Annotated in this window: 23 protein-coding genes; 4 read left to right on the top strand and 19 right to left on the bottom strand. The window is 61.5% G+C overall.

All coding sequences use genetic code 11. The annotated features are described in order from the left end of the window. Positions 1–35: 35 nt before the first annotated feature. The 6 genes from SB786_RS31830 to SB786_RS31805 all read right to left on the bottom strand — a co-directional run bounded on the left by SB786_RS31830 (position 36) and on the right by SB786_RS31805 (position 6,525). Positions 36–2,357, bottom strand: a complete 2,322-nt coding sequence (locus SB786_RS31830) for an SMC family ATPase (protein ID WP_410730928.1) — start codon at positions 2,355–2,357, stop codon at positions 36–38. Continuing rightward, positions 2,345–2,869, bottom strand: a complete 525-nt coding sequence (locus SB786_RS31825; RefSeq protein WP_229083837.1) for a hypothetical protein — start codon at positions 2,867–2,869, stop codon at positions 2,345–2,347. The genes SB786_RS31830 and SB786_RS31825 overlap by 13 nt, the downstream gene beginning before the upstream one ends. A 198-nt stretch (positions 2,870–3,067) precedes the next feature. Continuing rightward, the gene (locus SB786_RS31820) at positions 3,068–4,435 is read right to left on the bottom strand and encodes a metallophosphoesterase family protein (protein ID WP_410730927.1); all 1,368 of its coding nucleotides are present in this window, start codon (positions 4,433–4,435) and stop codon (positions 3,068–3,070) included. Positions 4,436–4,512: 77 nt separating this feature from the next. Next, positions 4,513–4,950, bottom strand: coding sequence for an NADAR family protein (locus SB786_RS31815; protein ID WP_410730961.1), 438 nt, complete (start codon positions 4,948–4,950; stop codon positions 4,513–4,515). A gap of 37 nt (positions 4,951–4,987) precedes the next feature. Next, the gene (locus SB786_RS31810) at positions 4,988–6,262 is read right to left on the bottom strand and encodes a hypothetical protein (protein WP_410730926.1); all 1,275 of its coding nucleotides are present in this window, start codon (positions 6,260–6,262) and stop codon (positions 4,988–4,990) included. Beyond that, positions 6,259–6,525, bottom strand: a complete 267-nt coding sequence (locus SB786_RS31805) for a hypothetical protein (RefSeq protein ID WP_046429303.1) — start codon at positions 6,523–6,525, stop codon at positions 6,259–6,261. The genes SB786_RS31810 and SB786_RS31805 overlap by 4 nt, the downstream gene beginning before the upstream one ends. A gap of 617 nt (positions 6,526–7,142) precedes the next feature. Here SB786_RS31805 and SB786_RS31800 point away from each other — a divergent pair. From SB786_RS31800 to SB786_RS31785, 4 genes are all read left to right on the top strand, one after another. Beyond that, positions 7,143–7,751, top strand: a complete 609-nt coding sequence (locus SB786_RS31800) for an AcaB family transcriptional regulator (RefSeq protein ID WP_212196022.1) — start codon at positions 7,143–7,145, stop codon at positions 7,749–7,751. Between the two features lie 939 nt (positions 7,752–8,690). After that, positions 8,691–9,098 carry a bactofilin family protein gene (locus SB786_RS31795; protein ID WP_410730925.1) on the top strand — a complete coding sequence of 136 codons (408 nt, stop codon included), beginning with the start codon at positions 8,691–8,693 and terminating at the stop codon, positions 9,096–9,098. Then, entirely contained in the window at positions 9,095–9,571 is a 477-nt protein-coding gene (locus SB786_RS31790; RefSeq protein WP_410730924.1) for a hypothetical protein, read from the top strand. The genes SB786_RS31795 and SB786_RS31790 overlap by 4 nt, the downstream gene beginning before the upstream one ends. Then, the gene (locus tag SB786_RS31785; protein ID WP_410730923.1) at positions 9,572–9,766 is read left to right on the top strand and encodes a hypothetical protein; all 195 of its coding nucleotides are present in this window, start codon (positions 9,572–9,574) and stop codon (positions 9,764–9,766) included. A 31-nt stretch (positions 9,767–9,797) separates the two neighbouring features. Here SB786_RS31785 and SB786_RS31780 read toward each other — a convergent pair whose 3' ends face one another. From SB786_RS31780 to SB786_RS31720, 13 genes are all read right to left on the bottom strand, one after another. Next, entirely contained in the window at positions 9,798–11,519 is a 1,722-nt protein-coding gene (locus SB786_RS31780) for an ATP-dependent helicase (protein ID WP_410730922.1), read from the bottom strand. A gap of 17 nt (positions 11,520–11,536) precedes the next feature. Next, positions 11,537–12,430, bottom strand: a complete 894-nt coding sequence (locus SB786_RS31775; RefSeq protein ID WP_410730921.1) for an ATPase — start codon at positions 12,428–12,430, stop codon at positions 11,537–11,539. Positions 12,431–12,786: 356 nt separating this feature from the next. Next, positions 12,787–13,392 (bottom strand): DUF4400 domain-containing protein, encoded by a 606-nt coding sequence (locus SB786_RS31770; RefSeq protein WP_410730920.1) that lies wholly within the window; start codon positions 13,390–13,392, stop codon positions 12,787–12,789. Positions 13,393–13,601: 209 nt separating this feature from the next. Further along, a complete protein-coding gene (locus tag SB786_RS31765; RefSeq protein WP_229083827.1) occupies positions 13,602–14,117 on the bottom strand; it encodes a hypothetical protein in 516 nt (171 codons plus the stop codon). A 10-nt stretch (positions 14,118–14,127) separates the two neighbouring features. Continuing rightward, entirely contained in the window at positions 14,128–15,996 is a 1,869-nt protein-coding gene (traD, locus tag SB786_RS31760) for a conjugative transfer system coupling protein TraD (protein ID WP_410730919.1), read from the bottom strand. Next, positions 15,993–17,387 (bottom strand): TraI domain-containing protein, encoded by a 1,395-nt coding sequence (locus SB786_RS31755; RefSeq protein ID WP_410730918.1) that lies wholly within the window; start codon positions 17,385–17,387, stop codon positions 15,993–15,995. The genes traD and SB786_RS31755 overlap by 4 nt, the downstream gene beginning before the upstream one ends. Beyond that, on the bottom strand, positions 17,387–18,385 hold the full coding sequence (locus tag SB786_RS31750; RefSeq protein ID WP_410730917.1) for a type IV secretion system protein: 999 nt from the start codon (positions 18,383–18,385) through the stop codon (positions 17,387–17,389). Before SB786_RS31750 ends, SB786_RS31755 begins: the two co-directional genes overlap by 1 nt. An 8-nt stretch (positions 18,386–18,393) precedes the next feature. Further along, positions 18,394–19,137 carry a DUF4141 domain-containing protein gene (locus tag SB786_RS31745; RefSeq protein ID WP_176091214.1) on the bottom strand — a complete coding sequence of 248 codons (744 nt, stop codon included), beginning with the start codon at positions 19,135–19,137 and terminating at the stop codon, positions 18,394–18,396. A gap of 11 nt (positions 19,138–19,148) precedes the next feature. Beyond that, positions 19,149–19,361 carry a hypothetical protein gene (locus SB786_RS31740; RefSeq protein ID WP_410730916.1) on the bottom strand — a complete coding sequence of 71 codons (213 nt, stop codon included), beginning with the start codon at positions 19,359–19,361 and terminating at the stop codon, positions 19,149–19,151. 10 nt (positions 19,362–19,371) lie between these two features. Further along, a complete protein-coding gene (locus SB786_RS31735) occupies positions 19,372–21,849 on the bottom strand; it encodes a VirB4 family type IV secretion system protein (RefSeq protein WP_410730915.1) in 2,478 nt (825 codons plus the stop codon). Then, the gene (locus tag SB786_RS31730; protein WP_176091217.1) at positions 21,846–22,157 is read right to left on the bottom strand and encodes a VirB3 family type IV secretion system protein; all 312 of its coding nucleotides are present in this window, start codon (positions 22,155–22,157) and stop codon (positions 21,846–21,848) included. Before SB786_RS31730 ends, SB786_RS31735 begins: the two co-directional genes overlap by 4 nt. Next, positions 22,150–22,530 carry a TrbC/VirB2 family protein gene (locus tag SB786_RS31725; RefSeq protein ID WP_176091218.1) on the bottom strand — a complete coding sequence of 127 codons (381 nt, stop codon included), beginning with the start codon at positions 22,528–22,530 and terminating at the stop codon, positions 22,150–22,152. The genes SB786_RS31730 and SB786_RS31725 overlap by 8 nt, the downstream gene beginning before the upstream one ends. A 17-nt stretch (positions 22,531–22,547) precedes the next feature. Next, a complete protein-coding gene (locus SB786_RS31720; protein ID WP_410730960.1) occupies positions 22,548–23,468 on the bottom strand; it encodes a CpaF family protein in 921 nt (306 codons plus the stop codon). Between the last annotated feature and the right edge of the window lie 79 nt (positions 23,469–23,547).

Below are 23,547 nucleotides of genomic sequence, written 5' to 3'. Positions count from 1 at the left end.
AACGTTCCCCACCAGGGTTAAAAATGTGTGCTGCACTACCTCGCGAGTGCGGCCACGTCGATGACGGCGTCCGCCTCGGCAATCAGGTCTGGTGTTTGCGAGATGAAAAACTCCCGCGCATACCCTCCCTGACGCAGAACCTCGCGCTTCATCCGCATGAACTGCACCTTGCGATCAGGATCGAGCGGTCCATCGGACTCGTCGCTGAAGAGCGTCTCGTACGGCTGATCCGCGTTGCCCGCGATATACAGGGCGACGCCACGTGTCAGGCATTCGTTGATCCACACCTTCTGACCACCCGACATCACACCGACTGCCTTGCTGCTGTCGCTTTCGGCGTCGTGCACGAGGATTTCGAAGCCCTCGCGCGTTTCACCGTTGGCCAACGTGCGCTGCGTCTGGATCTCGACCGTGAACCGCGTGCCGTAGCACGCGAGCAGCAGGTCATTCACCGTCTGCGTCAATTCCGGGCCTGCGTCATCGATCGTCAAGGCGATCACGCCGTCGTTCCCCAGCCCTTTCGCGAGCAGCTTCCACTTCGCGATCTCGTCGGAGATGCGCTCTGCAAGCGCTTGCGTCGCCGAAAACCCCTCCAGCTCGCGCTCGAGAACGGCAATCGTCGCTTCGCGCGTCGCCTGGCTCCGGATCAATGCTTCGATCCGCGCATCCAGTCCCGTGCAAAGATCGCGACGGGCGACCAACTGACCATCGACGTCCGCAATCGCTTGCGTCACGTCGACCGCCGCCAGGCGCGACACCTCCGCTTCGACCTCACGCAACAGCCCGGTAAGGCGCGTCGACTCCGTCTCCCGACGGGCGATCGCCTCGCTGCGCTCTACATCGAGCGATTCCAGTTCGGCATGGGCCTTCGTCAGCCCCGCCTCGGCAGCGTCCAGCAAGGGCTTCCGGGCAGCAAGCTCGGTCGCACGCTGAAGCGCCTGACGTGCGGCCGAGACTTCAGCGTTCACACGCTGAAGCTCAGTACGCTTCACCGACAGCGTTGCGACAGACGGCGCAAGTTGGTGCAGCTCCGACTTGTGTTGTCGATAGCGCGTCCGAAGATCCTTCAGCGAGACGGCTTGAACGTCCACTTGATGCGCGGCACTCCTCGCTTGCGCGAGCAGCGGGCATGTCGCATGGATATCCAGCCCTGCGCACGGCACCGATCCGATCACCGACGATTGCTCGGTCAGATTCCGAATCAGGGCTGCCTTTGTCGTGCCCTCCGATTCCAACCCGGAGAGCGTCGACTCGACAGTCGCCGCGCGCAACCGCTTCGCATCAAGCTCGTCTATCGCCTGCTGTAGAGGCTGGACCAGTGCTTCGGCCTTTCCGAGACAAAGCAGGGCTTCGTCACGGGCAGCCGCGGCACCGCGGATCAGCTCGGCTTGCCGAACGACAGCTGTGTGGCCGGCGATGGTCTCGCGCAGCGCCGCTGCGCGTTGCATGAAGCGCTTCTCTTCGGCCTGCTTGTCCCGCTCCAACGTCTGAAGCGATACCTGCAGTTCACCGCGCCGCGCGCCGAGTTCACCCAAGCGCGCGGCCGCGCCAACGTTCTCGCCTTGCTTGGCAACAAGCACGGCGTGCTGTTGCGTCAGCGTGGCAATCTCCGCTTGCGCGGTCGTACGCTTGTCCCGTGCGGCGGCGATATCAGCTGCATCTGTCGCGATGGCCTTGCGCGCCTCTTCGACACGCTCACGCTTGCCAGAGAACGTGGTGAGATCCTGCTGCACCACAACGAGATGCCGGGCGAGTGCTTTCGCGACATCAACAGCCTTCGTCGACAACGCACGTAGGTGATCGATCTTCAGCAGCTCCGCGAGGAGCCCCTTGATCTCGGTCGCACCGTAGGACGCGAGCGGTCGACGGTTCTGCGCCGAGAACACGCTCGTGAAGAACGATTCAAGCGAGCCACAGATCGCCTCAACACATCGATCGTAGGTTTCGCTCTTACCATCCGACACCGTGCCGTCCGGAAGCGATACCGGCCGCCACTCCCCGTCCATCGAGCGATAGAACAGGAAATAGTCCGCCTTGCCCGTCTTGCCCGGCTTGCGAAACGCGAAGGTCGACCGATAGCGCAGGCCGTCGTGCCCCCATTCGAACTCCTTGCGCGCCTGCACGCCGCAGATGTGATCCCAGTACGAGAACGCATCAACGGACAGCTTCGACGCGCGCGAGGGCATGATCCGGTACGGATGCAGGTTGTCCATGATCGTCGTCTTGCCGGCGCCGTTCGGCCCCGTTAACGCGATCAACCCATTGGGCAACGACTCCAGATCGAGTTCCACGCTGTCGCGCTTCATCCCGTCCCGGACGCCCGTGAACCCTTCAAGCAGCAGTCTCAGAGGTCGCATGACTGGATCTCCGAAAGCGAGATGGGCTGCGAATATTCATCGGGAAAGAAGAACGGGATTTCGTCGTCTTCGACGGAGAGCGTCGGCTCAGGCCGGGAAACCGGCTTGCTCAACGTGCCGGCAACCGCTGCCTCCACCATTCCACAGAGGCGACGGAACGCGTCCGACGTCTGCTTGAGCACCGAATCCCAATCGGAACAACCCGTGAGAATCTGCAGCTCGCGACCGGACCATTGACCCGAGTACCCCGAGTCGAACGACCACAGCAGGTTCTGCAGCTCGACGCCCGGTGTAACGACAATCTCAGCCTCGTCGGCTTCGACCACATGGGTCATCACAAACAGGCCATCGCGTTGCGCGATGACGGCGCCGCGCTGGACACCGAATGGTTGATGGAAAAGTGCCGCCGTGCATCCGCCGTGTTCGACGAGAAGCTTCTGCAGCGATTTCGCGTCGGTCGACGCGGTAAAGGTCTGGGTCCAACGGACACCAGCAGGATAGAGACCAAACATGAGCACACTCCGGACTTGAGACGGAGTGCGCCCCTGACGGGGAACATGCCCCGTCAGGGTAGAAAGAAAATGGACCCAGCGATGCTGCCGTCGATGCGCCAATCGGCGCGGGGTGAACCTCGTTTCGATAGCCACGCGGGCTATCGGAACACGGCTAGTGTTCAAAAGTGACGGAGAACAACCCGTCGGCTAGCGGCATTACGCCGCGAACAGATCGTCGTTGAGCCAGGCCGATTCACCGGCACTCGGTGGAGTATGCGAACTGCCCGTCGCCGATGTGTCCAGCGACAGCACCGATGCAACTTCCGGCGGGCCAGACTGAACACCTACAGGTCCTCCGGTCGCAGCGAGACGCGCCAGAATGGATTGAGCGATCGCTTCCGGCTCGCCCGTCTCGAGCAGCTGTAGCCGATCAACCAGCGGAACAGCATCGACGTCCGCCAGCTCACACCAGCGAGTCAGCTTTGCGTCGACCGTCGGCGCGGTGCTGATCCCTTCCGCGCGGCTTCGCATGACAGGTAGCACGCGCGGCTCGAGCTTCACGCCGGCGGCCGCCGAGAACATCGCTTCGATCGCCTTGCGGTCGACCAGTTGCTTATGCTCTTCGTCGATCTGCCAGCGAATGCGCACGAACTTCCCCACGGATGCTGCGGCGAGTGCCTCGAGCTCGATGGCGTCCGGCGGGCCGTCGAACGACACGGATACCATTTCGCGAGATGGTGTCGGGATCAGTACGGCTTGTGCATCGGATGCCGTCACGTCCCACGACAGGTAGCCCTTGTCGCCGAGCTCGCCGTAGTGGAAGCGCCCGATCGAGCCCGGGTACCCCACCAAGCGCCCTTCGCGCTCCCACGTCTGCTCCTTGTGGATATGCCCAAGCATGAACGCCGAGCATTCCGCCGAAAACAACGCGCCGAGGCTGAACTCATGATCGAACCCTGCCATCGTGACGCCGTGTTCGGTCTCGCACCCATTGACGGTCCCGTGGGACACGCCGACGGTCGGAACGCCAGCCTCACGTGCCAAGGTGTTGACCCGGCCGGCCGCAGACAGAAAGCTGGCGAGCGAATCAGCGAGGTCGGTCGACGCTGCTAACGCGCCGACGCGCAACGCCAAATCTGCCTTGTTCATCGTCGGAAGGCACGTAAATATCGTGCTGGCACCACTGCCGATCGCATAGCGAAACTCTTTGTCGCTGAACACCGGTCCCGGTGAGAACCAGAACTCCCCATCGACAAGCGCCATCTGGCACGGACGGTCCGCGATTGCCACCGGATACCGCGCGCCCATCAGCGCGAAGTTGCTCAGCGTGCCCGGCGGTTCATGCGAGAACGTGCCCTGAAGCATGAGAACAGGCATCTCCCCGGCCAGCCGGTGCACTTGCTGCGCGAGCGCGTGGAGAGCCGGCGAATGTGCGTCCAGTCGATGATCGGTCGAATCGCCACTGATCACCGCAACGTCAGCTCGCTGCGAGATTGCGTCGCCCACCGCATATCTGAAACAACGGTCCGCCTCATCGAAGTTGACTGGTGAGTAATGCAGGTCAGAAAAGTGCGCGATCTTCATTTGCGCCTCCAAAATTAAAAAGGCCGCCTCACGGCAGCCGATAAATGATGACCGCCGACAAGGGGCGGACAAGGAAATTAAGTTGAGAAGAGAACCTCACGAACCTTCATCAGCGTGTTACCGAGCAGATTCAGTCCCGGCCACTTTGTAGGGTCGGTGATTCGCGGGTCGAATTTCCCAATCCCCGCTCCCCATATGTCGTCGGACCGACTGGCTTCAACAAGAATCGTCGAGCCTGTTCCGCTAAGCACCCGTCCCTGGTCCGGGTTCTGCCTAAACTTCTCTCGGCATCCCACAAACACAATCGACTCGCGACACCTGAGCCAAATTTCTTCGTCGAAACCAGACACATCCCGTCCAAGCTGCTTCTGCTTCTTCGGAGAAGGCGTCTCCAGAATCTTCGCGGCCACTTCATGGTCGTCGAACAGCATGGCCTTGGCGTACATCATGAACTGCTCAACGCAATTGAAATCCACTTCGTGGTAGGTGAAGCGGCTAGGGTGCCAATTGCTCAGGACGCCGGCCCCGAAGGGCCGGCGAGATGGCTGTCATTTAGGCGTTGTGCAACGATTCGACCGCCGCACCGATTTCACGTTGAAGCGAAACCGGATCGTTCAGCGCCGTCGTCAGCCGCGCGACCATCTTGTCGACGTCAGCTGGTCGGTCGGTCCAGCCGCGGCCGAATCGAAAGTGACCGTAGACGCGAAACGCCTTGCGCTGGTCTTCCTCAACGAAGCGAAGGCGCTGCAGCAGGTCCTGCATGCGATGGCGCTTTTCTTCCATCGACTCGGGCGGGCCGTCGCCGGCTTCAGCCTGATCAGCGCGCATGCCGGGGCTTTCGCCCTCTGACGGGTGAAGCTGAATCACCGTGCTGCCAGAATCGGGCAGTGTGGGTGGCCCGGCGACTTCGATCGCCGCCGGGGCGTCTTCGGCACCGTCAAGCAGTGCGCCGATGTCGATATCCGCATCGAGCACGGTCAGCATCTGCGGTTGACGCACCGCCTCGCCCGCCTCGTTGATCCGCGTGATGTCGAATTCCCGCTTCGAGATCCAGAACCGGGTGCCGGTCAGCGTGCCTCGAGCCAGTTGAACCGTCTTCATCGCCGCGTATGCTTTCTGCAGGACGTAGATCGAGTTTGTCGGGAGTTCAATCAAACCCAGTCCCTTGATATCTGGAATGGCGAAGATGAACTGGGCACCGAGGTTGCATTGGCGGCTTTGGTACTGCGGGCATTGCTCGGGGTTGCAAATGCCATCGGGGATCGCGTCATCCTGACGGAAAATCACATCGCGACCGCCGAAATGGCGCGCCGCCCGTTGCGCCCGCGGATCGCGCTCGACCTTCGCGTACGTCTTGCAGTACCGCAGGCCGTCCGGCCCGTACTGCGAGAAGTACTTGCGACCGCTCGCGCCCCACGCCGCCATCTCGTTCGGGATGTTTTGCATCCAGTCGTTGAAGGCGAACAGCACCGGGAAGCGATAGAGCCTGACGCCCTGCCCGCGATCCTCACCGTAGAGCCGCAGAATCTCTTCGGCCACGTCCGGGTTATTGAAGTCCGAGCGGCGGCAGGTGAAGTAATCGGTGTTGCGCGGCGCCAGCGCATGCTTGAGCCGACAACGGGATTCGATCGCCTTGCCGATCGTCTCGAACGAGTCGCCGGCAGCCACCATCTCCTCGTACAGCGCAACCGCATCCGGATTGCCCCGGGCGGCCGACGTCAGGACCTTGATGCCGGGCCGGATCTTCCCGATCACGGGCGGGCGCATTGTCCGCTCTTCGACGACGCTCCGTATGGGGCCGCCGACCATACTGACAACTGCATTCATGAAAGTTTCCTCGCGAGTTTGAAGATCGCCTGGGTGCGCAACGCGTCCGCCGATTGCTCGAGCGCGTTGGCAACCGCCTCTCCTCGGCGGTGAGCGATACTGGACAGAAAAATCCGGCGGTCGGAGTCGGTGAACATCGCGACTTGCGCTACCTCGCAACGCTCCCGCCAGGCGGGTGACGTCGTGTCGGTAGCCGACCTTTCCTCCGCGATCGTTTGGCTGATCACGTCGGCAATCCGGGAATTGAGACGATTGGGAAGCACAGGGACCTCCGGGATAGAAAAAAACGACGAAAAAAAAGCGCGTTCCTCGGTGGAGGAACGCGCTTCGTGGATTCGGATAAATGACCCGGCACCACGTCCCTTCCGGGGACGTGGTGCTCAGGGAGCCGGTCGGCTCATATAGAGGACGTTAGGTCGTCCTCGCACAGCATGGTCACGCTGCGCTACAGCCCATTTTCGGAAGTGCCATTCCGACGCAGGTTCACGGCTCAGTCGACTACAGTCGTTCTACCCAGATAGAGGCCTGGAGAGAGACACCCGTTGTCCGGGCTCGAACGACGTCGCGGCGCAAATGAATGCGACCAGCAACGAGTTTCATGACTGAAATGGGGAGCGCGGGCGAGGCGCTCATCAGAAAGGAATTCCACACTGGTTGCCAACCAGTCGGAGCATGCCCATTGGCACGGCTTGTACAAAAGATGGACTTCGGCCAGCGAAGTCAAGGTCGATGCGTCAGGGACGCGAGAAGTAGAGTCAGTATCGCGATTATTTCGGCCCGTAATCCCCGAAAAGCTCACGAAAACAGCCACGCTTTTGCCGGTACGCGCCCCGAGCGGCTCGCTCAGAATTGTCAATGAGAGAGACCACCCGAAAAAATCATGTCTGCCGTTCTCGAACCACCGCACGAAGGGCGCGGGCAACCTGACACGCCCACGCAAAACGACACACCAACCGCCGACCCGGCGGTTCGCCTCGCCACGTCGACAGGATTGAAGCCGATCCAGCGCCTGACGAGCGACAGCCGCATCGACAAGATCGTGCCGGATTCCGACGCGGTCACCATCCTGCACTACAGTTCTGTCTTCGCCCGCACGTTCATTCGAAGCGACTACAACTTCTGCGCAGCCAAGATCTCGGTTGCCCGAGGCGGCAAGGTCCGGGCGCTCGAAACCGCGCTGAGAGACACCGCTGACTGGATGCGAAAAGCGACGGCTTGGGTCGAACGACACAACGCGCGCTCCCTGACGTTCCCGTACGAACAGATCGAACTGAAAGTGACGCGGCCGCTCGCCGGTCTGCTGGTGCGGTGCCTGACCCAGTACGACCGCCTGTTTACGGCGTCGATGGAGGCGCAGCTCGCCGAAAAGATCACGCCGCAGGACCGCGCCAACATCCTCAAAAACGCCGAGGGGCGGATTCTGCACGTCAGAACCGTGTGCATTCCGGATAACGACCGGTACGACGGCGACGGGACCGTTCGCGACTAACTCATCGATCCTGCAACTAGGCCGGACCTTGACATTGTCGTCCGGTGAATAAGCTCGTCCTGAGCCTGCCGCGCGTTCGAACGACGTTGCGAGGTCTCGATCAACCACGGAGCACATTTTGGACATTCGAGAGATCCAGGCGTTGCACGCCCAATACTCGTCGCAACCTGTCGTCATCGACATCAATAGCCATATGCGAGCGCTCCCGGCCCCCGACCGGCGTGAATCGCCACGAGCGCTGGTGTCCGCGCGACTCGTGTCGACTGGCAGGCGGATCGGCCGGCCGGCTGCCATCGTCGTCGCTCTGGCGCTGGGCGCCGCCGTCGCAGGAGTGTGTACCGCGAAGCTCTGGCGCTCCCTTCATGCGCCGCAAGCCTCCGCACACATCGATCCGGCGACGTCGCAGCTCACTGGTACCACGCCTGTACACGTCGGTGCGCCCTCGACACCGAACGGATCGAAGCCGCCGCTCACCAGCGCCGACTTCGACGAGCCGGCCGAGCGTGCCGCGGCCAGCCAGCGCCGCGTCGATGCCGACGCGTTCCGCGCGTCGGAGGCCCTCGGTTCGCCGGCACTTACGAAGCAATCAACGTCTGCCGCCCCGCCCGATCCGGCAAAGGCTGCTGCATCCCCGATTCGCGTGGCCCATGCCGCTGCCGGTCCAGCTGCTGGCCAACCACCCGTTCCACCCGCGCCGGCTCAGGCCGTCCCCGCAGCCGCAGCAGCGCCTGCTGCATCCGCGCCGACTGTCCAGCCAGCCGCGCAGCCGAGGGCCGTACCGCGTCGGGCCCACCACGCACCCGCTCGTCAGCGCCAGGACACGGCCGGCACCGAGGCGTCCGCTCCGGCGACACGGATCGAAGCGGCGAAGCCCGAGCACACCACAAAATCCGGAACGCCTGCCAAGGCTGGCGACGTCCCCCTGTTCTGAGAGCCCCTATGAAAGCGCGACCGATCAATGTGACGATCCTTGCGGCCGGTCTGGTCGTCGAAGGCACCATGATTCTCGATCACGGCTTGAGCGTCTTCGCCATCGCAAACGGCGACATCATCTCAACCGCCGGTCTGCTGCACATCGGCACCGGTGGCATCGTAAAAGGACAGGTACAGGGCGAGCTCGTTCGCATCGACGGCACCGTAGAGGGCGACGTCCACGCGCGCGAAACCCTCGAGATCAACGGCAGGGTGAACGGCAACGTGTTCTACTGCGGCACCATCCGGCTCGGCCCGCACGCTGCGCTCGATGGTCAACTCAAGCGAGTGCAGCGGGAGCTTGTCATCGAGGCTGCGCCGACGGAGCGTGAAGCGGCACCGGAACGCCTCGAATCGACTGCGGCGGCTCAATGAAGAGCTCGCGTCAGCTCCGCCGCATCACGTCGTTCGCCGTTGCATGCGTGTGGTCGATCCCCGTTCTGATGTTTGCCGGCTACATCCTATGGAATCTCGTGCCGTTTTTCCAGGGCGACGAGAATTCGCGAATGGCCTACTATCTCCGAACTGCCTCATACTTTGCGATGCGTGCCATTTCTAGCATATGGACGCGAGAATGGAGCTTTCTTCCGATCCGATTCGATGATCTCAATTTCGCCGAATGGGGAATTCTCTATATTTCCGGTCTCGTTACCGATCTGAGCCTCGCGTCCCTGGTACTCCAGATCGGAACTGTGATCGCGAATTGCCTCGAAATCTTCGCTTTCAAACTCGCCTTTCGCGTGCGGCGCTCGCGGGGTCCGCAAGAAGTGACGTCGATCTCGCCGACCACGGCCAATACGACGTCCAGCCGACCCGATAAACCAAATCGAACTACCAGAGAATCCTAAATGAAACCCTCGCTTTTCCTCACACTTCTGCTTCTGGCGTGCGCCGTGGGGCTGGGTGTAACCGGTGTGATGATCAGCCAAAGTGACTCGCACTTGGCTTCGATTCTTCCTGCGCGCCTCTTTTATACCGGCGCTTGCATCGCATTTCTCGGTGCATTGGCCAGCGTTTTGGCGTCGGTATTTAGGGGCGACTGACGGTTCTCCATTCTGCCCGTATTCGGCCGCCTCACGCGGCCGATTTCTGTTCAATTCCGGACTCGATCACAAACCGCGACACCGCATTCTTCTTGATCGACGAAATGGTGAGACTATCGCGAGCCCGCGTCATAGCGACGTAGAACAGGCGCCGCTCCTCGGACTCCGAGCTCTTATCGTCCGGCACCACACCCTCCTCCGATCGGCTGATCCAGACGTGGTCGTACTCCAGCCCCTTCGAGCTGTGCATCGTCGTCAGCACCAGGACGCCGTCGCCCGGCTTATTGTTGTCCCGCTTCAAAAACTCAATGCGCTCAGTAAACGATCCGTTCAGGCGGCTCACCACGTCGTAGATGCACTGGATCGCCCGGATCGCCACGTCGCCCTTGGCATACGTCATCATCCACTCGTAGACTCCTTCTAGAGCGAGCGAATGAAACGACCGCTGGCAAAGCGCCTGCCACTCGCCCAGCCGCTTCATGAAGGCCCGGTATGCAGTTGCCGTCTCCTCGCGCAGCCCGAGGCCGACCAGTTCCTGCTTTTGCAGCTGGACGAAAGCCGTGCCCATCCGTTTGTGCAACGCGCCGAGGTCGTAGGAACTCATGCCCATGTACCCCAAGACGGCGTCGATACCGTTCTGCTTGTGACCTTCAACAACCTGCAGCAGATTGCACATCAGCGCGGCCTGCGGCTTGTTGAGCACGGACCCGCCCGACGCCCGATAGTACGGCACGCCGTGTGATCGACACACGGATTCGATCGGATCGAGGATCCGGTTGGTACGGGCGAGAATTGCGCAGCTCGCGCCAGCAGACAGTTTCGGCTGAAGCGCTTCAACCGCGGCCACCGCGTCGCCATACTCGTCGTCGAACCGACGCGCCGCGACCACGCCGCCGGCGCCGCGCGCCGCATGGAGGACCTTCGGCATCCGGTCGATGTTGTTCTGGATCACTCGATCCGCGGCCGCCAGGATCTCCGCACGGCAGCGATAGTTGCTCCCGAGCACCACGCGTTGGGCCTCAAACGTGCTCGCGAAGCTCTCCATGCCCCGGAAACCCAGAGCGGCCCGGAATCCGTAAATGCTCTGGTCGTCGTCACCGACCACCGTGACGTGTGTGCCAGCACGCGCGTGCAGCTCTACCCAACCGAACTGCAGGGGGTCTGTATCCTGAAACTCGTCGACGAGCAGGTCGGTGAACCGATAGGGTTTTATGTCCCCGCTCTGCATCCGCTCGACGGCGAGGCGCAACATATCCTGGAAGTCGATCTTGCCATTGCGTTCCAGCGCGTCCTGGTAGGCGGCGTAGAGCGTGGCCTCGGCCGAACCCTCATCGGCCCGGCCAAAGTTCGTCTTGATCCGCTCGACGATCGGCACAGCCTCCTCGACCTTCCAGTCGTATCCCAGCTCCGCGAGGACCCGTCCGAGCATTCCCAGACGATCCCCGTCCGAAGCAATGTCCGGCCGGCCGCGACCGGGCTGCTGAAGCTGTTTGTATGCGAGCGAGTGGAAGGTGCCGGCGATCAGGCGGCGCTTGGCATCGGGCGGCGCAAGCGCAAGGATGCGCTCGCGCAGCTCGACGGCCGCGTCCTTGCTGAAGGTCACGGCACCCACCATCGCGGTCGGGTCCTGCAGCCGCCAGGCGGCCTTCGCGGCACTCATCTTGGTCTTGCCCGCGCCCGGGCACGCGATCGCGAGGCAGTGGCGGCGCAGAAGTGCCACCTCGCGCTGTTGCGGATTCAACTCGTCGAGCATGGCGCCGGCCTTCCTGATCAGTTACCGCGAACGGTGTTCATCAGTTTCAGGTGGGTCGTGTAGCCGCGCAGGCCGACCGGATGGAACTTGCGCAGGAAGCGCGCGGTTTCGTCGTCGACGTCGGACTGGTCCCGAATGCCGTTCCAGACGAGGAAGTCGAAGTGATCCATCACCTGGTCAAATTTCAGGATCACGGAAAGCAGGCGCATCGAGAACCGTGAGTATGCTTCGACCTCGATATCGAGCGAGGGCTTCGTCACGGTGGGCTCGAAGACGGTCTCGCCCCGCGCGCGCATCTCCGTTTCCGTCTTTTCCCGAAAGCCCTTTGCCACGTCGAGCTGCTCGTTCACGTACCCTTCGAGCTGGTCCAGCTGCTTCTCGAACCACGTGCTGACGATTCCCTGCTCGTTCGCGCCGTAGGTCGCGCGGCCGAAGCGCTGCATGTTGATCGTCATCCGGTTCAAATACGGCCACCATTGTTCGAAAAGCGGCTTCAGCCGCGTATGCTTCATCGTGACCCGAGCGGTCACGACAGCAGCGCCGGACAGCTGCTTGCTCATCAGTTCGCGGCCGATCTCGCGACGGCGCTGGACGATCCGCGCGCGCTGCTCAGGCGGCAGATCCCGGAACAGCGTCCGCGTGCGCGCGACTTCTTCCAGCTTGGTTACCGCTTCCTCGGCGCTGATCAGGCCTTCTCGCTGGAGAATACCGGCCGATCGCGCCATCTCGTCGAGTTCCCGCTCGACATCTCCATCGTCCGCGCCGTCCGTCGTCTGCCGGACATCGTTCACGGCCAGGCCGCCGATCGCTGCCTGCACACCGCTGCCCGGCATTTCGCTTGCAACTGCATGGTCCGGCGCCACGTCCGCGGTATCGGTGCCGACGTGCGCTTCTTCGTTAATCGTGCTCATGTGGATCCTTTCTGGTTGACTAACCGCACGTGCGGCTTGCGTCTATTCTTGCGGGCCTATGCCGCGATACGCACCGGAAACATGAACGATTTCGCTCGGCTTTCGCAGCGCCCTCCCCGCGCCAGACGAAAAAAAGCCCCCTCCGGGGGAGAGGGGGCAAGGCTGAAAGCTCTACGGGGAGTCGAGCTTTCCGAGGACCGTAGACCATGATTCATTGTGGCCCGGCTAGTCGCACCGAACCGGTGGAAACGTCGTCTGTTTCGATAGGCTTTTCTCGGCTCGGTAGACGAAGCGCCGCTCAACCGGTTGCGGGGCTAAAGGCAAAAAGCTATACGGAAAGCCGCAGCTGTCCGCGGTCATTGATACGACGACGACGCCTTCCAGAGCAGCACGCCCAGGCACGCGGCGATCGCGAGCCAATATGGTGCGAGGAGAGGAACCGGCGCGATCAGCACCGTGAAAGTCACGCCGAACACCAGCAAAATCCCGTGGCCGGCCAGGTGGAATGACAGCGGGCTGACGTAGCCGGCCGCCGCAGCCCTGACCTTGCGGCGCACCGTACCGTCGATGAACATTGCGATCCCGAACACCAGTACACCCAGCAGCCAGTACTTCATCACCATGAGCCGATAGACCATCCGGTATACAAGCCGCCAGAAATTGTGGACCCATCGGCTAGCAAAATTTGCCACCCCACCGTCCTCAATCTGAGATTCACCCGTCGATTCCATCGACGCCTGCACGAGGCCGGTCTGGATGAAGTAGTGCTTGAACGTTCGGTTCGTAGCCTCAATGGCGTCCGCTGACCGAACCTCGCCGAGGCTTCTCGCGACAGACCCGGCCTCTGCATCAGGAATCTCGAACAGGGACGGGTCGGATGCCGCAGGCATGAGTGCTACGGACAGCAGGGGCACGAAAAAGAACCACATCTTGATGTGCCCGACGAACCGGCTACCAGCCATAGAAGTCCCCGACGAGCGTGCCGACCAGGTAGATAGGCAACGCAATTAGACCCGACAGCCCAACGTAAAAATGGACAGGCCTCCGACCAATGAAGGTCGCTAGCGCATATGCCATCGCGTTCCTGCCGCGCCGAAATTCCTCCGGAGCCTGCGCCGTCGGCTCGTCTTGCGCCGCCGCGGTCGAGATCACCCGGCTAACGGTGTGGTCGTCAAGCCGCGTCAGCGTCCGAATCAGAAAATGTGTGAGCGACATCGTATTCCTCGAAGTAGAGTCTGAAGGTCTCACCGGTCAGCGCGCGAGCAGCCAGCTGGAACGCGGCCGATTTCTGGCTAATGTTCTCCGGACACCGCTCGTCCACCATCTCCGGTGCCAACTTGAACCGGGATTCGAACACCGTCACCGGCTCGAACATCGGTGACCAGACATGGCAGCGGTCACCATCGCGCACGACAAAGCGCCGCGCATACAGCATGTGTGCCGACCCGAACAGGCCTTGCATGAACGCGACATGCGGATCACCGGTCTTGCGCACGCGCTTGAATGCAGCAAGACCGTCGACGAACATCTCCTTGACGAGCGGCTCCGCCTTCCCGATGAAGTGCTCGCCAACGAACTCTGCGACTCGAGTACACACAAGCTCGAGCTCGGGCGCGAAGGTGAACACGGGGGTCAGGTGGGCGGAAAGTTTGTGCTCGCGAATGATTTTTTTGAATACGGCAGACATGCTTGGTTGTTTAGCCTGTAAGAATTGGAATACGTCCCTGGTACACCGCGCCGCCCGAGATCCGCACGAAGTACTGCAGGTTCGGAAGTGTTTGTATCAGACGCGTCGGAATCAACGGCACTGCCTCCAGCTGCTGCGACCGAGTCACCGAACCGGTGAACTCGCCGACGTGGCCTTCGCTGGCCTTGCTCGTACTGCTCGAAACGATCAGGTTGCGAATCGCGGTATCCCCCACCTTCTTCGAGAACCACTCAGCGGTGTCGGTGTCTTCCAAGCGTAAGATGATCTGGTTGTTCAGGTTCCCCAAAACCTGCAGCATTTTGGCGGCATTCCCAAGCTTGGCTTCGAGGTCGGCACGCGTCTGGAACGCCACGAACGCCTTGAAGCCGGCGCCGCGGCCCTTGTTCAGGATCTGGATCACCTGCTCGTTGATCGCCTCGGCAATCTCGTCGATGATCAGCACGACCTCAGGCGGGGTGTCGTAGAAGTTGTAGATCGAACCACATACCGCCGACACGTCAGCCAGGATCATCGATGCGATGGCCTTCGCGACAATGCTGTTGGACAGCGAGTCGAGCCCGATGTGAAGGACCGCTTTCTGGCGGATGACCTTTTCGATCGTCCAGATCTCTCGTTCGTCCTCGAAGTCGTCGACCTTGGGCGCAAGCATCAGCCCGGTTTCCCCGGTCGCGAGCATTTGCAGCAGCGGGAGTGCCGACGCGATGATCCGCATGTAGTGCTCGCGGTCGTGCACATGCGTCGCAATCAGGCCGTCGATTGCTTCGTGGCCCCGATCGATCGCACCGAACCGGGCTTGGTAGAGCGAGATCATCGCGTCGACGCGCGTCGATCCCGGCTTGTTCGCGATCTTGATCGTGTCGGCCGTGACCAGCTCATCCCAGTCGGTCAGTCCGCTTTCGATGAAGAAGCGCTTGAGTGCCTTCTCGAGGAGCGGATCGATCCCGAGCTGCGCGTACTTCAGGATCGAGCGCAAGTTCGGCTTGTCGCCGATGTACAGTTCGCCGTTCACCGATCGGCTAATGAACAGATACGCGAAATCCCGGAATGGCCCTTCCTCCATCAGCTGCGCGATGCGGCTCGGAATCTCGGAGGGCTGAGACCAGCTATCGAGAGGTTCGAGCCGGATCGACTCGGACGGCTTGGCCTGATTGAAATAAAGAAACTTCCGGCCGGTACGCTTCGCTTCGCGCTCGGCCCGGGCCTTCCACTCCTTGTCGTTCTTCGGATCGATGTCGATCAGCACGTCGCCGCAGTGGATGACCTGCGTCGAGATCACTTCGTACGTCCGCGTCTTGCCGGAGCCCGTCGTGCCGCCGACTGCCGTATGGCCGCCCATTGCCTTGTAGTGGAACGGCACGTGGCCTTTCGCCGGCTCCAGACCGTGTATCCACGAAGCGCCCTGCGGCGTCCGGTCCCGGATACTGTCCTTCGGCGCAAATAGGTTCTCGATCATTTCCTCGAACGCGCGCCCGGCCTTCGTCTTGGGCAACCACTTCGGCAGCCCGGGAATCTCGGTGGTCGGCATCCGCAGAATGTCATGGGCCATCTGACAGTGCTTTTGCGTCCATTCGAACCCGGTGCCGAGATACATCGCATTCACCTCGACCCGCATGCGGTTCTGGATCGCGAGCAACGTGGGCACGGCAAGCGTGGTCAGCCATTTCGTCGACAGTCCCATCCGAAACTTCAGCGCACGCCACACCTGCCCCGCCCGAAAGGCAAACAGCGTGAGCGCGAACAGAGTGAAGGCCCAGCCGTACGGCATGCCCGAAAGCGGCAAGGCGACGAGTGCAATCAGCCAACCGAATGCCCCGCGGACCTCGTAGATCGGCCGAAAGTGGTTGATGTAGCCCCTCATTCGGCACGCTCCTGGATCAGTTCTCCGATACGCGGCGCCAGCGTGACCTCCGCAGGTTCGTTGGCCAGAAGCAGGTTGCGTCGACGCATATGGTCGATCAGCGTGTCGCTCGCCACGCCATAACTGCCGATCGTGCGCTTTGACACCACGAGCCCTTTTTCAGCCCACCGAACCTTGGCTTTTCCGCTCGCGACGTCCTGCTGCAGCGCCGCGAAGAAGTCGGAAATCATCCGCGGAGCGCCTTTCAGGATCTCTTCGAAGCGATCCGCTGCGGGCGTAGCAGGCGCCGCCACCGGATCTCGTCGAATCTCTGCCGGGTTGACTGGCGCTGCCAGCGGCGGAAGCTCGAGCGCCATCTGCCGCTCATCCATGCCCTTCGGTGCTACCTGAACTGCCGGCGCCGCCGCTGTGCGCAAATTCGCGCCGTCCGAGTCGGCCGCGAGCGGCAATGCCGGGCCGATCGGAGCACTACCTCTGGCAGCGGCGGCCGCCGCCGAGGGGTCCGCTGTCACACGCTCGGCCGGTGCCGATGCCGGTGCCGGTGCCCGTGCCGGTGCCGATGCCGGTGCCGATGCCGGTACCGGCGCCGGCGCAGGCGCAGGTGCGGCCGCCGGCGGCGCCGACTCGACTTTCGGTTCTAGTTCGGCGGCGACATGGATCGCCGACGGGACCGCAAACGTCACGGGCTCAAACACCGCCCGTTGCGCCTTCCGGTCGAACTCTGCAGCCGTCGCGATGGCCTGCCGCACGACCTTGTGCGTTAGCGATTCCACACCGCCGATCGGGCTCTGCGTCGGATTGATCGCGCCAAAAATCTCGGCCTGTACCTCGGCATCAAGACCGGACAGCAATTCCGTGCCGACTAACGCATGCGCCAACATGCCCGTACGCATCCGTTCCACCGGTAGCGCCGTCGCCCGCCGCGCGACGCGATAGCTCGCGCCCGAGAGCCACGGCCCTACGGCGCCGTGGACAGACGGGTTCCAAATCTGGCAGTCCGACGCTCGCTTCACCTCGAAATGCCGGTATGGCTCGTCCAACCCCGAACAGATCGCGGCAAGAAACACCCCGAAGTTGTACTGCGGCTCGATACGCCGGCGGCGCTCCGACGTCAGATTCGTACCGAACTTCAGCCCGCCCGCGAGTCGCATCGCATAGAAGGCCGTTTCCACCGTCCAGCGGAATGCGCCAGAAGGCTCGCGGTACAGATCCGGGCCGAACGGAACTGATGAGAACCACTCCGCGCAGCGCCGGATCAGCACTATCCACTTCCGATCGAACTCCGCGCGCGACGCCTCGTTCGCGCATTGCGCGATCAGCTCGATACGGCGCTCGTTGCGGATCACAAGCTCCGCCGGATCGACCGGTGCAAAAAGTCGGGCATCGCTCATCAAACCATGCCCTTCGTCGCGAGCTTCGTCAGGCTCTTGAACGCCGCACCGCTTGCGTTGGCGCCGCCACCGAACATCGAGGCGAACTTCGGAATCTCGAAAGCGAGGATCAGCACGAAGATCGAAAGATCAAGCGTCAATGAGCCCGAGTACGGCGTCGTCAGCCCCTTCGAGATCGTGTTCCCGAATGTCGTCGCAAGCGTGGTGGTCATCAGCCGTTGGAGAATCGCGGCGACAACCATGTACATGCCCGCGCCGATCGTGAAATCGAGCCAACTCTTGAAATATCCCCGCGTAAACTCCGACATGCCGAGCGCGAACGCGATTTTCCCCATCACAATTGCAACTGCCATCTGAATCGTGCCGAGCGAGATGTAGAACAGAAACACCAGCGACGCGACCATCAAAATGAACCACGCTGCCAGCAACGGAATGAGGTTGATGACCAAGGCGACGTAGTTCCACCAGTGCTCCGCCTTCAGCGCTTCGTTGATTGCGTCGAATATCGCCCCCGCCGACTTCACCATCGCCATCGGCAGAGATTGCGCGTCGGTGCCGGAGACCGCGATCGCCATGTCGTTGAACCACTTGTAGAACCCCGGTGCCCACGAAGCGTAGGCAAGATAGACGGACGCGAAGATCCCGAGAATGGCAAGGTCTTCAAACACGCTTCCCCAGGCCGCGATCGGGTCCTTCGTTGCCGCGAAACGGAGAAAGGCCACGATAATGGTGATGACTGCGAGGCCTCCCGCCATCTTGTCCGAATCCTTGTCGAGCGACTTACTGAGCGTCACCGCGAGATCGATGAGATCCTTCATCAGCTTTGTGATCTCTTCGATTGCGGCCATCGCGCCCTTCGCGACCTCGCCCACCACGTAGCTCGAACTCCAGCCGGTTGTCCCCAGCTGAGTCAGCGAATCCTGCAACTCGGCCCTTGCTACCGTCGGCAGCACGAGCACGGCGAGCAGCAGACCACAGACAAACCACGAACGCACCATCCCACGCTTCATTGCGTCGTGACCCCGTAGGCGGCTCGTTCAGCCTGTTGCTTGGAAATGAACTTCTCGGCGTCCGCGGCCTTTTCCTTGTCGTCTTCCGCCTGTTGCGCGTCCTTCTGGGCGTCCTTCTGGGCTTTCGCCGCGTTGAGCTGGAGGATGTCCGAGTTCTGGCTCGTCACGATGTCGAGGTAGTGCGTCGTGATCTCGGCCGTCGCCTGCTGCGTCGGTGACATAGACAGCTGCGATTGCAGTTCCTGTCGGCGTTGCGCCATCTCGGATGTGTGCTGCATGATGTTGGAGCCCATCTGAAACAAGTTCCGCGCGACCTTATCGTTCTGCTGGAACAACGTGTTCATATCGGAGAACCACTGCGCGTTCGACTTGCCCGATCTGCTAATCAACCCCTGCACCTGCGTGACCCATTCACCGCCCTTCTGCAGGTCCCCGTAGAGCCCCTGCAGGGTTCCCACGAGACCCTTGACCTTGTTGATGTCACCCGCAATCTGGTCGTACGCTGCCTTCCACGCAGCCGGATTCAGGTTCTGGGCCTGCAGCAGATCATTCACCATCATCTGGTACTGATAGAGAATGTTGGTGTTCTGATAGATCTCGCCCTTCACCGCCTTGGCCGCCGTGATCACGTTCTGCGCAAAATTCGTCGGGTCGAACACCGTCAACTGAGCAGACGCGTGTTGCGTTACTAACATCGAGGCCGCGAAGCCCGCGGCGCGAAGAGTCGTCAGGAGTTTCATCGTTGGGCCTTTCAGTCGAGGATACGAAGTGCCGTACGGTCAGCGCACGGCGTCGTGGTTACGCCTTGTTGCGGCCTCAACAACGAGCGGGCCGATTCGCCCGGGCTCGCCGGCAAGCGAACGCGAACAGGCGTCGCGATGGCGATCCTGCCGATTTCGTCCCCAGTGAGGCCGAAGAGGTCGCGGTACAGCGCGTGCCGGGTAGAGGTCGAAGTGATCTTCATCGTGTTCCTGTCAGTCGACGGTCGCCATTTCTTGCAGATAGTCCTCGCGCCAGGTCGGCGAGCCGGTTGCGAGATGCTTGTCGAGCGTGCGCTGCGCCGCACCATCCGCGCGCAAGATCGCGAGTGCTTCTTTCGGAAACTTCGCCTGAAGCATCCGTGAATGATCGGGCGTGACCCACAGGTAATCCCGGTTCGGGATGCCATCGCTGATCATGTCGATCTGGTCGTCGGTCAGCCCGAAAACATCGCGATAGAGACGCTTGTTGTTGCGCGCGTCGCGGTTCGGCAGGAAGAAGAAATTCTGGATGTTCTCCTTCAAGATCTCGAAGTTCGGCACACGCTCGAGCTGGCTCAGCGATTGAGTCGCCATGACGAGCGTCCCGTTCAGCCCGCGAATCGTCACGGCCCACATCTCCAGGCGCGCATAGAAGCGCGGATACCGGAAGAAGAAGCCGCACTCCTCGACCTCGATGATCGTGACGCGCTTGCCATCCAGCCATTGCGAGATGCGGTAGAACGCGTAATCCATGAACAGTGCGGCCGCAACCGGATAGCTTTCGAACAGCTCGCCCATTTCGATCGCCAGGTCGTCGGACAGCGAGAACGCGTCTTCGACGTGATCGAAGAATCGCCCGTTCTTCTCGCCCTTCGTCCAAATCTGAAGGCGCTCGCGCAGTTCAATCGGCAACAGCGTAGCCAGGAACGAGAGCGTCCAAAACTCCGGGCCATAGCCTTGCGCGAGCGTGACAACCCGTTCGTAGATCGTCCGCTGCTGCTGAGGGGTGCATCGGAAATCCTCGCCATCGCCCTCGATTGCCATCTGGACCCAGTCCGACACGTAGGTGTAGTGCCGCGGGTCGACCAACAACGACAGCGGATTGACCTGCGTCGCGGCAGCGAATTTACCCGTTGCATCGACGAACTTGCCGTCGGCGAACACGGTGGGGATGCGTGTCGAGCGATTCTTGTCGAACTTGATTCGACGCGGGGCGAAGCGTCCGGTTTGCGAAACGAGAAAGTTGAGAAAGATTGTTTTGCCGGCGCCGATCGGGCCCACGATCAGCGTATGCGATTTCCCGCTCGGATCGTGCAACGTGATGCGCTGCAACGTTCGGTGGCGGGTGGGAAGCAGCGTGAGCGGGCCGACCTTTCGCCCGAGCTGCTGGGTGAGCCATTGGTTGACGTCGCTGCCTTCCGCAACGCCGCGGACCGGCGCAATGTCCGAGACCACGGGTGTCTCAACGAACTGCAGTCGCTTTTGCTGATCCCATCGACCAGGCAGCGTCGAGGCCCACGCTGCCGGCAGGTTCCGCTTCTCGATCAACACCCCGAAACCAGCATTTCCGATGCGGCCGACAATCTCGCGTGCGTTGTCGTCGCACTCGTCGATCGTGTCCCCATAGACCACTACCGAGATGTTGACGAAGCCGTACTGTTGCCCGTCAGCGATCAGGCGAGCAAGCGCGGTTTCCGCTTCTTCGGCAAGGATCTCGCGCCCTCTCTCGTTCTCCATGCTTTCCTTCTTCTCGTCCTTCGAGAAAAAGCTCTTCAGGATCTTGACTGGGCTGAACGTCGCAACTTTGTAGAACTTGCGCATCTTCTCGATGTACGCCTGCGCTTTGCTTGTCGACAGGAATCGAAACATGACGCATACGTCAAACTCGGCGTCGACGTCGGCGAGGACGTCGAGCGCGGCCTCCTGGAACCCCATCCACTCTTTCACCGAGATGATCTTCGCGTACCGTGTCCCATAGGCGGATTCGAACATGATGTGCTCGGCGCCGTATGTCACGAAGCTTTCCGTCAGATGCGTATCGAGCATCGTCACGGGGTAGCGCACGCGACGCGGAGGAACCGACGGATTGGCGATCTGATGAAGGAATGCAAGCGCGTTCTGCAGTTGGAGCCGCTTCATCTTGAGGCGCGCTACACCGCCTTTGAAGGCGTCCAGAATCCCTTCGAAGCGCTTGATATCCGACGAGATTCGCTCCATGTCGAACACGAATGCGCTGCGCGCAAACACCATATCCTTGATGGTCTCCAGCAACGCAACCGGGACCGATTTGCCACCCACGGTGATGTGATAGGCGACCTTCTCGAACAGCTTGTTGATCCCTGTCTCGGGCGTATATGCGAGCGCGAGCGAGTGCGTGTTGCGGAAGTACTTTCCGCTCCCTACGCTCCGTTGGTTGATCGCGTCAACACGCTGATCCATCGCCGACGCGAACTGGCCGCCGATCTCGCCCCGGACACGTCGATGCGACATGCGCCACCACGCCGTGATTCGGTGATCAAAATTCTTGCAGGCGTGATCGAGGTTGTCACGCGCCGCCGAGATTTCGTCGGAGTTTGGGCTATCCGCGTCCACGCCTTCGAACGTGTACAGCGTTAGCAGCGACCCGTCCTTGTCCAGAATGACTTCGGGGGTCACCATCGTGGCCCACGGCGCGATCTCCTGAATCGCTCGACGTTTCGGGTTCGCACTCACAGAGGGAGCTCCTGATCAAATCCATACGGGCGCCGAAATCGGGCAGCGAAATCGGCGGTTGGCAACGGCTCGTGCACGTCGGGATACCGGTTGTAGACGACCAGCACTTCCTTCCACCACGGATCGCTCGAAGACAGCCAGCGCAGAACCCAGTGCACGACGACGCCGATGACCAGATAGAGCGGCGACATGCTGCTGTAGCAGAGCAGGGTCGTCAGTGTGCCGTTGGCAATCGCGAGGCCGCGATCGGCGCCCCCCATCTGGCGCGGCATCGAAAGCGACCGGCTGACTTTTTTCGGCTCACGCACAGGTGTAGTTGATCTTCAACTGGTTTTTAACGATCGGGATCGCACACGAAGCGACGCCCAAACCAACAACGATGGTCGAGAGGAACTTCCCGAAGTTGCTTTCAGAGTTCGAGATCATGACCGCGCCAACGATGATCAGTACGATGCCGATTCCGTACAGCCACGGGCCACTGACGTAAGCCTGAATCAAACAGATGAAGTTGGACGCGTTGCCCAGATCCCCGAGATCGACCGCCTTCGCGGCCGGCGCGGCGAACGTCAGGAGTAGTGCGGTAAGAGTCGAGAGCCGCTGGCCCCGTCCGAACAGATAGTGACTGGTATCCAGAACCTTTTTCCGGACCAGCGAACAGAACGTTTGAATGTGCTTCTTCATCGATAAACCCCGTGTGGTTAGAAAACGCGTTCGAGGACATAGTCCCCGTCTTTGAACCCTTTGATCGCCAGCACCTCCGACACGTGACGGAGCTCGCCCGTGCGTCGAAGATGGATGACGTAGTGGAAGCATTCGGCGATTGCCTTGCGCATGTCGGCGAGCTCCCAGCGGCTGCCGGGCGGGATACCCAACATCGCGAGGCTCTCAAGGCGGGTCAGTCCTCCGCGCGCATCATTCGAGTGAATCGAACCCATTCCGCCGTCGTGGCCGGTGCTCAGCGCCTGGATGAAGTCATACGCTTCGCCGCCGCGCACTTCACCGACGATGATTCGGTCGGGGCGGAACCGCAGGCACAGCGCCACTAGGATCTGCGTCGTCACGCCCTTGTCAGGGTTCGACAGCAATCGGACTCGGTTCGGAAGGTCGACCTTCAACTCCATCGTGTCCTCGATCGTGATGACCCGCTCCTCGCGAGGAATAAGCCCATTCAGCGCGTTCAGGAACGTCGTCTTGCCGGTTGAGGTTCCGCCGGCGACGAGTACGTTGGCGCGCTGTTGGACCATCGCGGTGAACGCCTCGGCGAGCGCTTCGTCCGCGACGCCGGGTGGGAAGATCGGTCGATCGACATTCCGCTTTGCGTGGACCAGGGAGAACGCGCCCATCCGCGCGTAATCATTGATCGACAGATTGGTCTCGCGGTGCCGACGGATCGCGAGCGCGTCGCCGTCGATCGCCGTGGGCTTCATGACCGTCGCGATCCGGAGGTTCTTGTGGCCGCCGTTGATAATCCCCTGGGCCGTACCGGCCTGCGCCGACTTCTCAACCGAGGCCGCGAGCGAGTGGATGGCACCCGTCAGTGTCATCGGGTTGAACTCGATGTCGAGCCGGCGCATCACGCCCCGCTCCTCAACCCAGATGTTGTTCGCCGAATTGATCATGATGAACCGCACCGGGAATCGTGGAGGCTGGTTGGTTTAAGTTAATGCAGGCACGTCAGCGGTATTTCCGAGTTGCCTG

Source organism: Burkholderia sp. SIMBA_062 (assembly GCF_046534765.1).
Lineage (GTDB): Bacteria > Pseudomonadota > Gammaproteobacteria > Burkholderiales > Burkholderiaceae > Burkholderia > Burkholderia ambifaria.
This window is presented reverse-complemented; position numbering and strand designations above follow the sequence as displayed.

Excerpts from the sequence above, each read along its gene's own strand:
- traD (WP_410730919.1), bottom strand. The coding sequence starts at position 15,996 with ATGAGGGGCTACATCAACCACTTTCGGCCGATCTACGAGGTCCGCGGG.
- SB786_RS31725 (WP_176091218.1), bottom strand. The coding sequence starts at position 22,530 with ATGAAGAAGCACATTCAAACGTTCTGTTCGCTGGTCCGGAAAAAGGTT.
- SB786_RS31755 (WP_410730918.1), bottom strand. The coding sequence starts at position 17,387 with ATGAGCGATGCCCGACTTTTTGCACCGGTCGATCCGGCGGAGCTTGTG.
- SB786_RS31775 (WP_410730921.1), bottom strand. The coding sequence starts at position 12,430 with ATGAGCACGATTAACGAAGAAGCGCACGTCGGCACCGATACCGCGGAC.
- SB786_RS31780 (WP_410730922.1), bottom strand. The coding sequence starts at position 11,519 with ATGCTCGACGAGTTGAATCCGCAACAGCGCGAGGTGGCACTTCTGCGC.
- SB786_RS31745 (WP_176091214.1), bottom strand. The coding sequence starts at position 19,137 with ATGAAACTCCTGACGACTCTTCGCGCCGCGGGCTTCGCGGCCTCGATG.
- SB786_RS31830 (WP_410730928.1), bottom strand. The coding sequence starts at position 2,357 with ATGCGACCTCTGAGACTGCTGCTTGAAGGGTTCACGGGCGTCCGGGAC.
- SB786_RS31790 (WP_410730924.1), top strand. The coding sequence starts at position 9,095 with ATGAAGAGCTCGCGTCAGCTCCGCCGCATCACGTCGTTCGCCGTTGCA.
- SB786_RS31810 (WP_410730926.1), bottom strand. The coding sequence starts at position 6,262 with ATGAATGCAGTTGTCAGTATGGTCGGCGGCCCCATACGGAGCGTCGTC.
- SB786_RS31820 (WP_410730927.1), bottom strand. The coding sequence starts at position 4,435 with ATGAAGATCGCGCACTTTTCTGACCTGCATTACTCACCAGTCAACTTC.
- SB786_RS31750 (WP_410730917.1), bottom strand. The coding sequence starts at position 18,385 with ATGGTGCGTTCGTGGTTTGTCTGTGGTCTGCTGCTCGCCGTGCTCGTG.
- SB786_RS31740 (WP_410730916.1), bottom strand. The coding sequence starts at position 19,361 with ATGAAGATCACTTCGACCTCTACCCGGCACGCGCTGTACCGCGACCTC.
- SB786_RS31765 (WP_229083827.1), bottom strand. The coding sequence starts at position 14,117 with ATGTCTGCCGTATTCAAAAAAATCATTCGCGAGCACAAACTTTCCGCC.
- SB786_RS31800 (WP_212196022.1), top strand. The coding sequence starts at position 7,143 with ATGTCTGCCGTTCTCGAACCACCGCACGAAGGGCGCGGGCAACCTGAC.
- SB786_RS31825 (WP_229083837.1), bottom strand. The coding sequence starts at position 2,869 with ATGTTTGGTCTCTATCCTGCTGGTGTCCGTTGGACCCAGACCTTTACC.
- SB786_RS31770 (WP_410730920.1), bottom strand. The coding sequence starts at position 13,392 with ATGGCTGGTAGCCGGTTCGTCGGGCACATCAAGATGTGGTTCTTTTTC.
- SB786_RS31795 (WP_410730925.1), top strand. The coding sequence starts at position 8,691 with ATGAAAGCGCGACCGATCAATGTGACGATCCTTGCGGCCGGTCTGGTC.
- SB786_RS31785 (WP_410730923.1), top strand. The coding sequence starts at position 9,572 with ATGAAACCCTCGCTTTTCCTCACACTTCTGCTTCTGGCGTGCGCCGTG.
- SB786_RS31720 (WP_410730960.1), bottom strand. The coding sequence starts at position 23,468 with ATGATCAATTCGGCGAACAACATCTGGGTTGAGGAGCGGGGCGTGATG.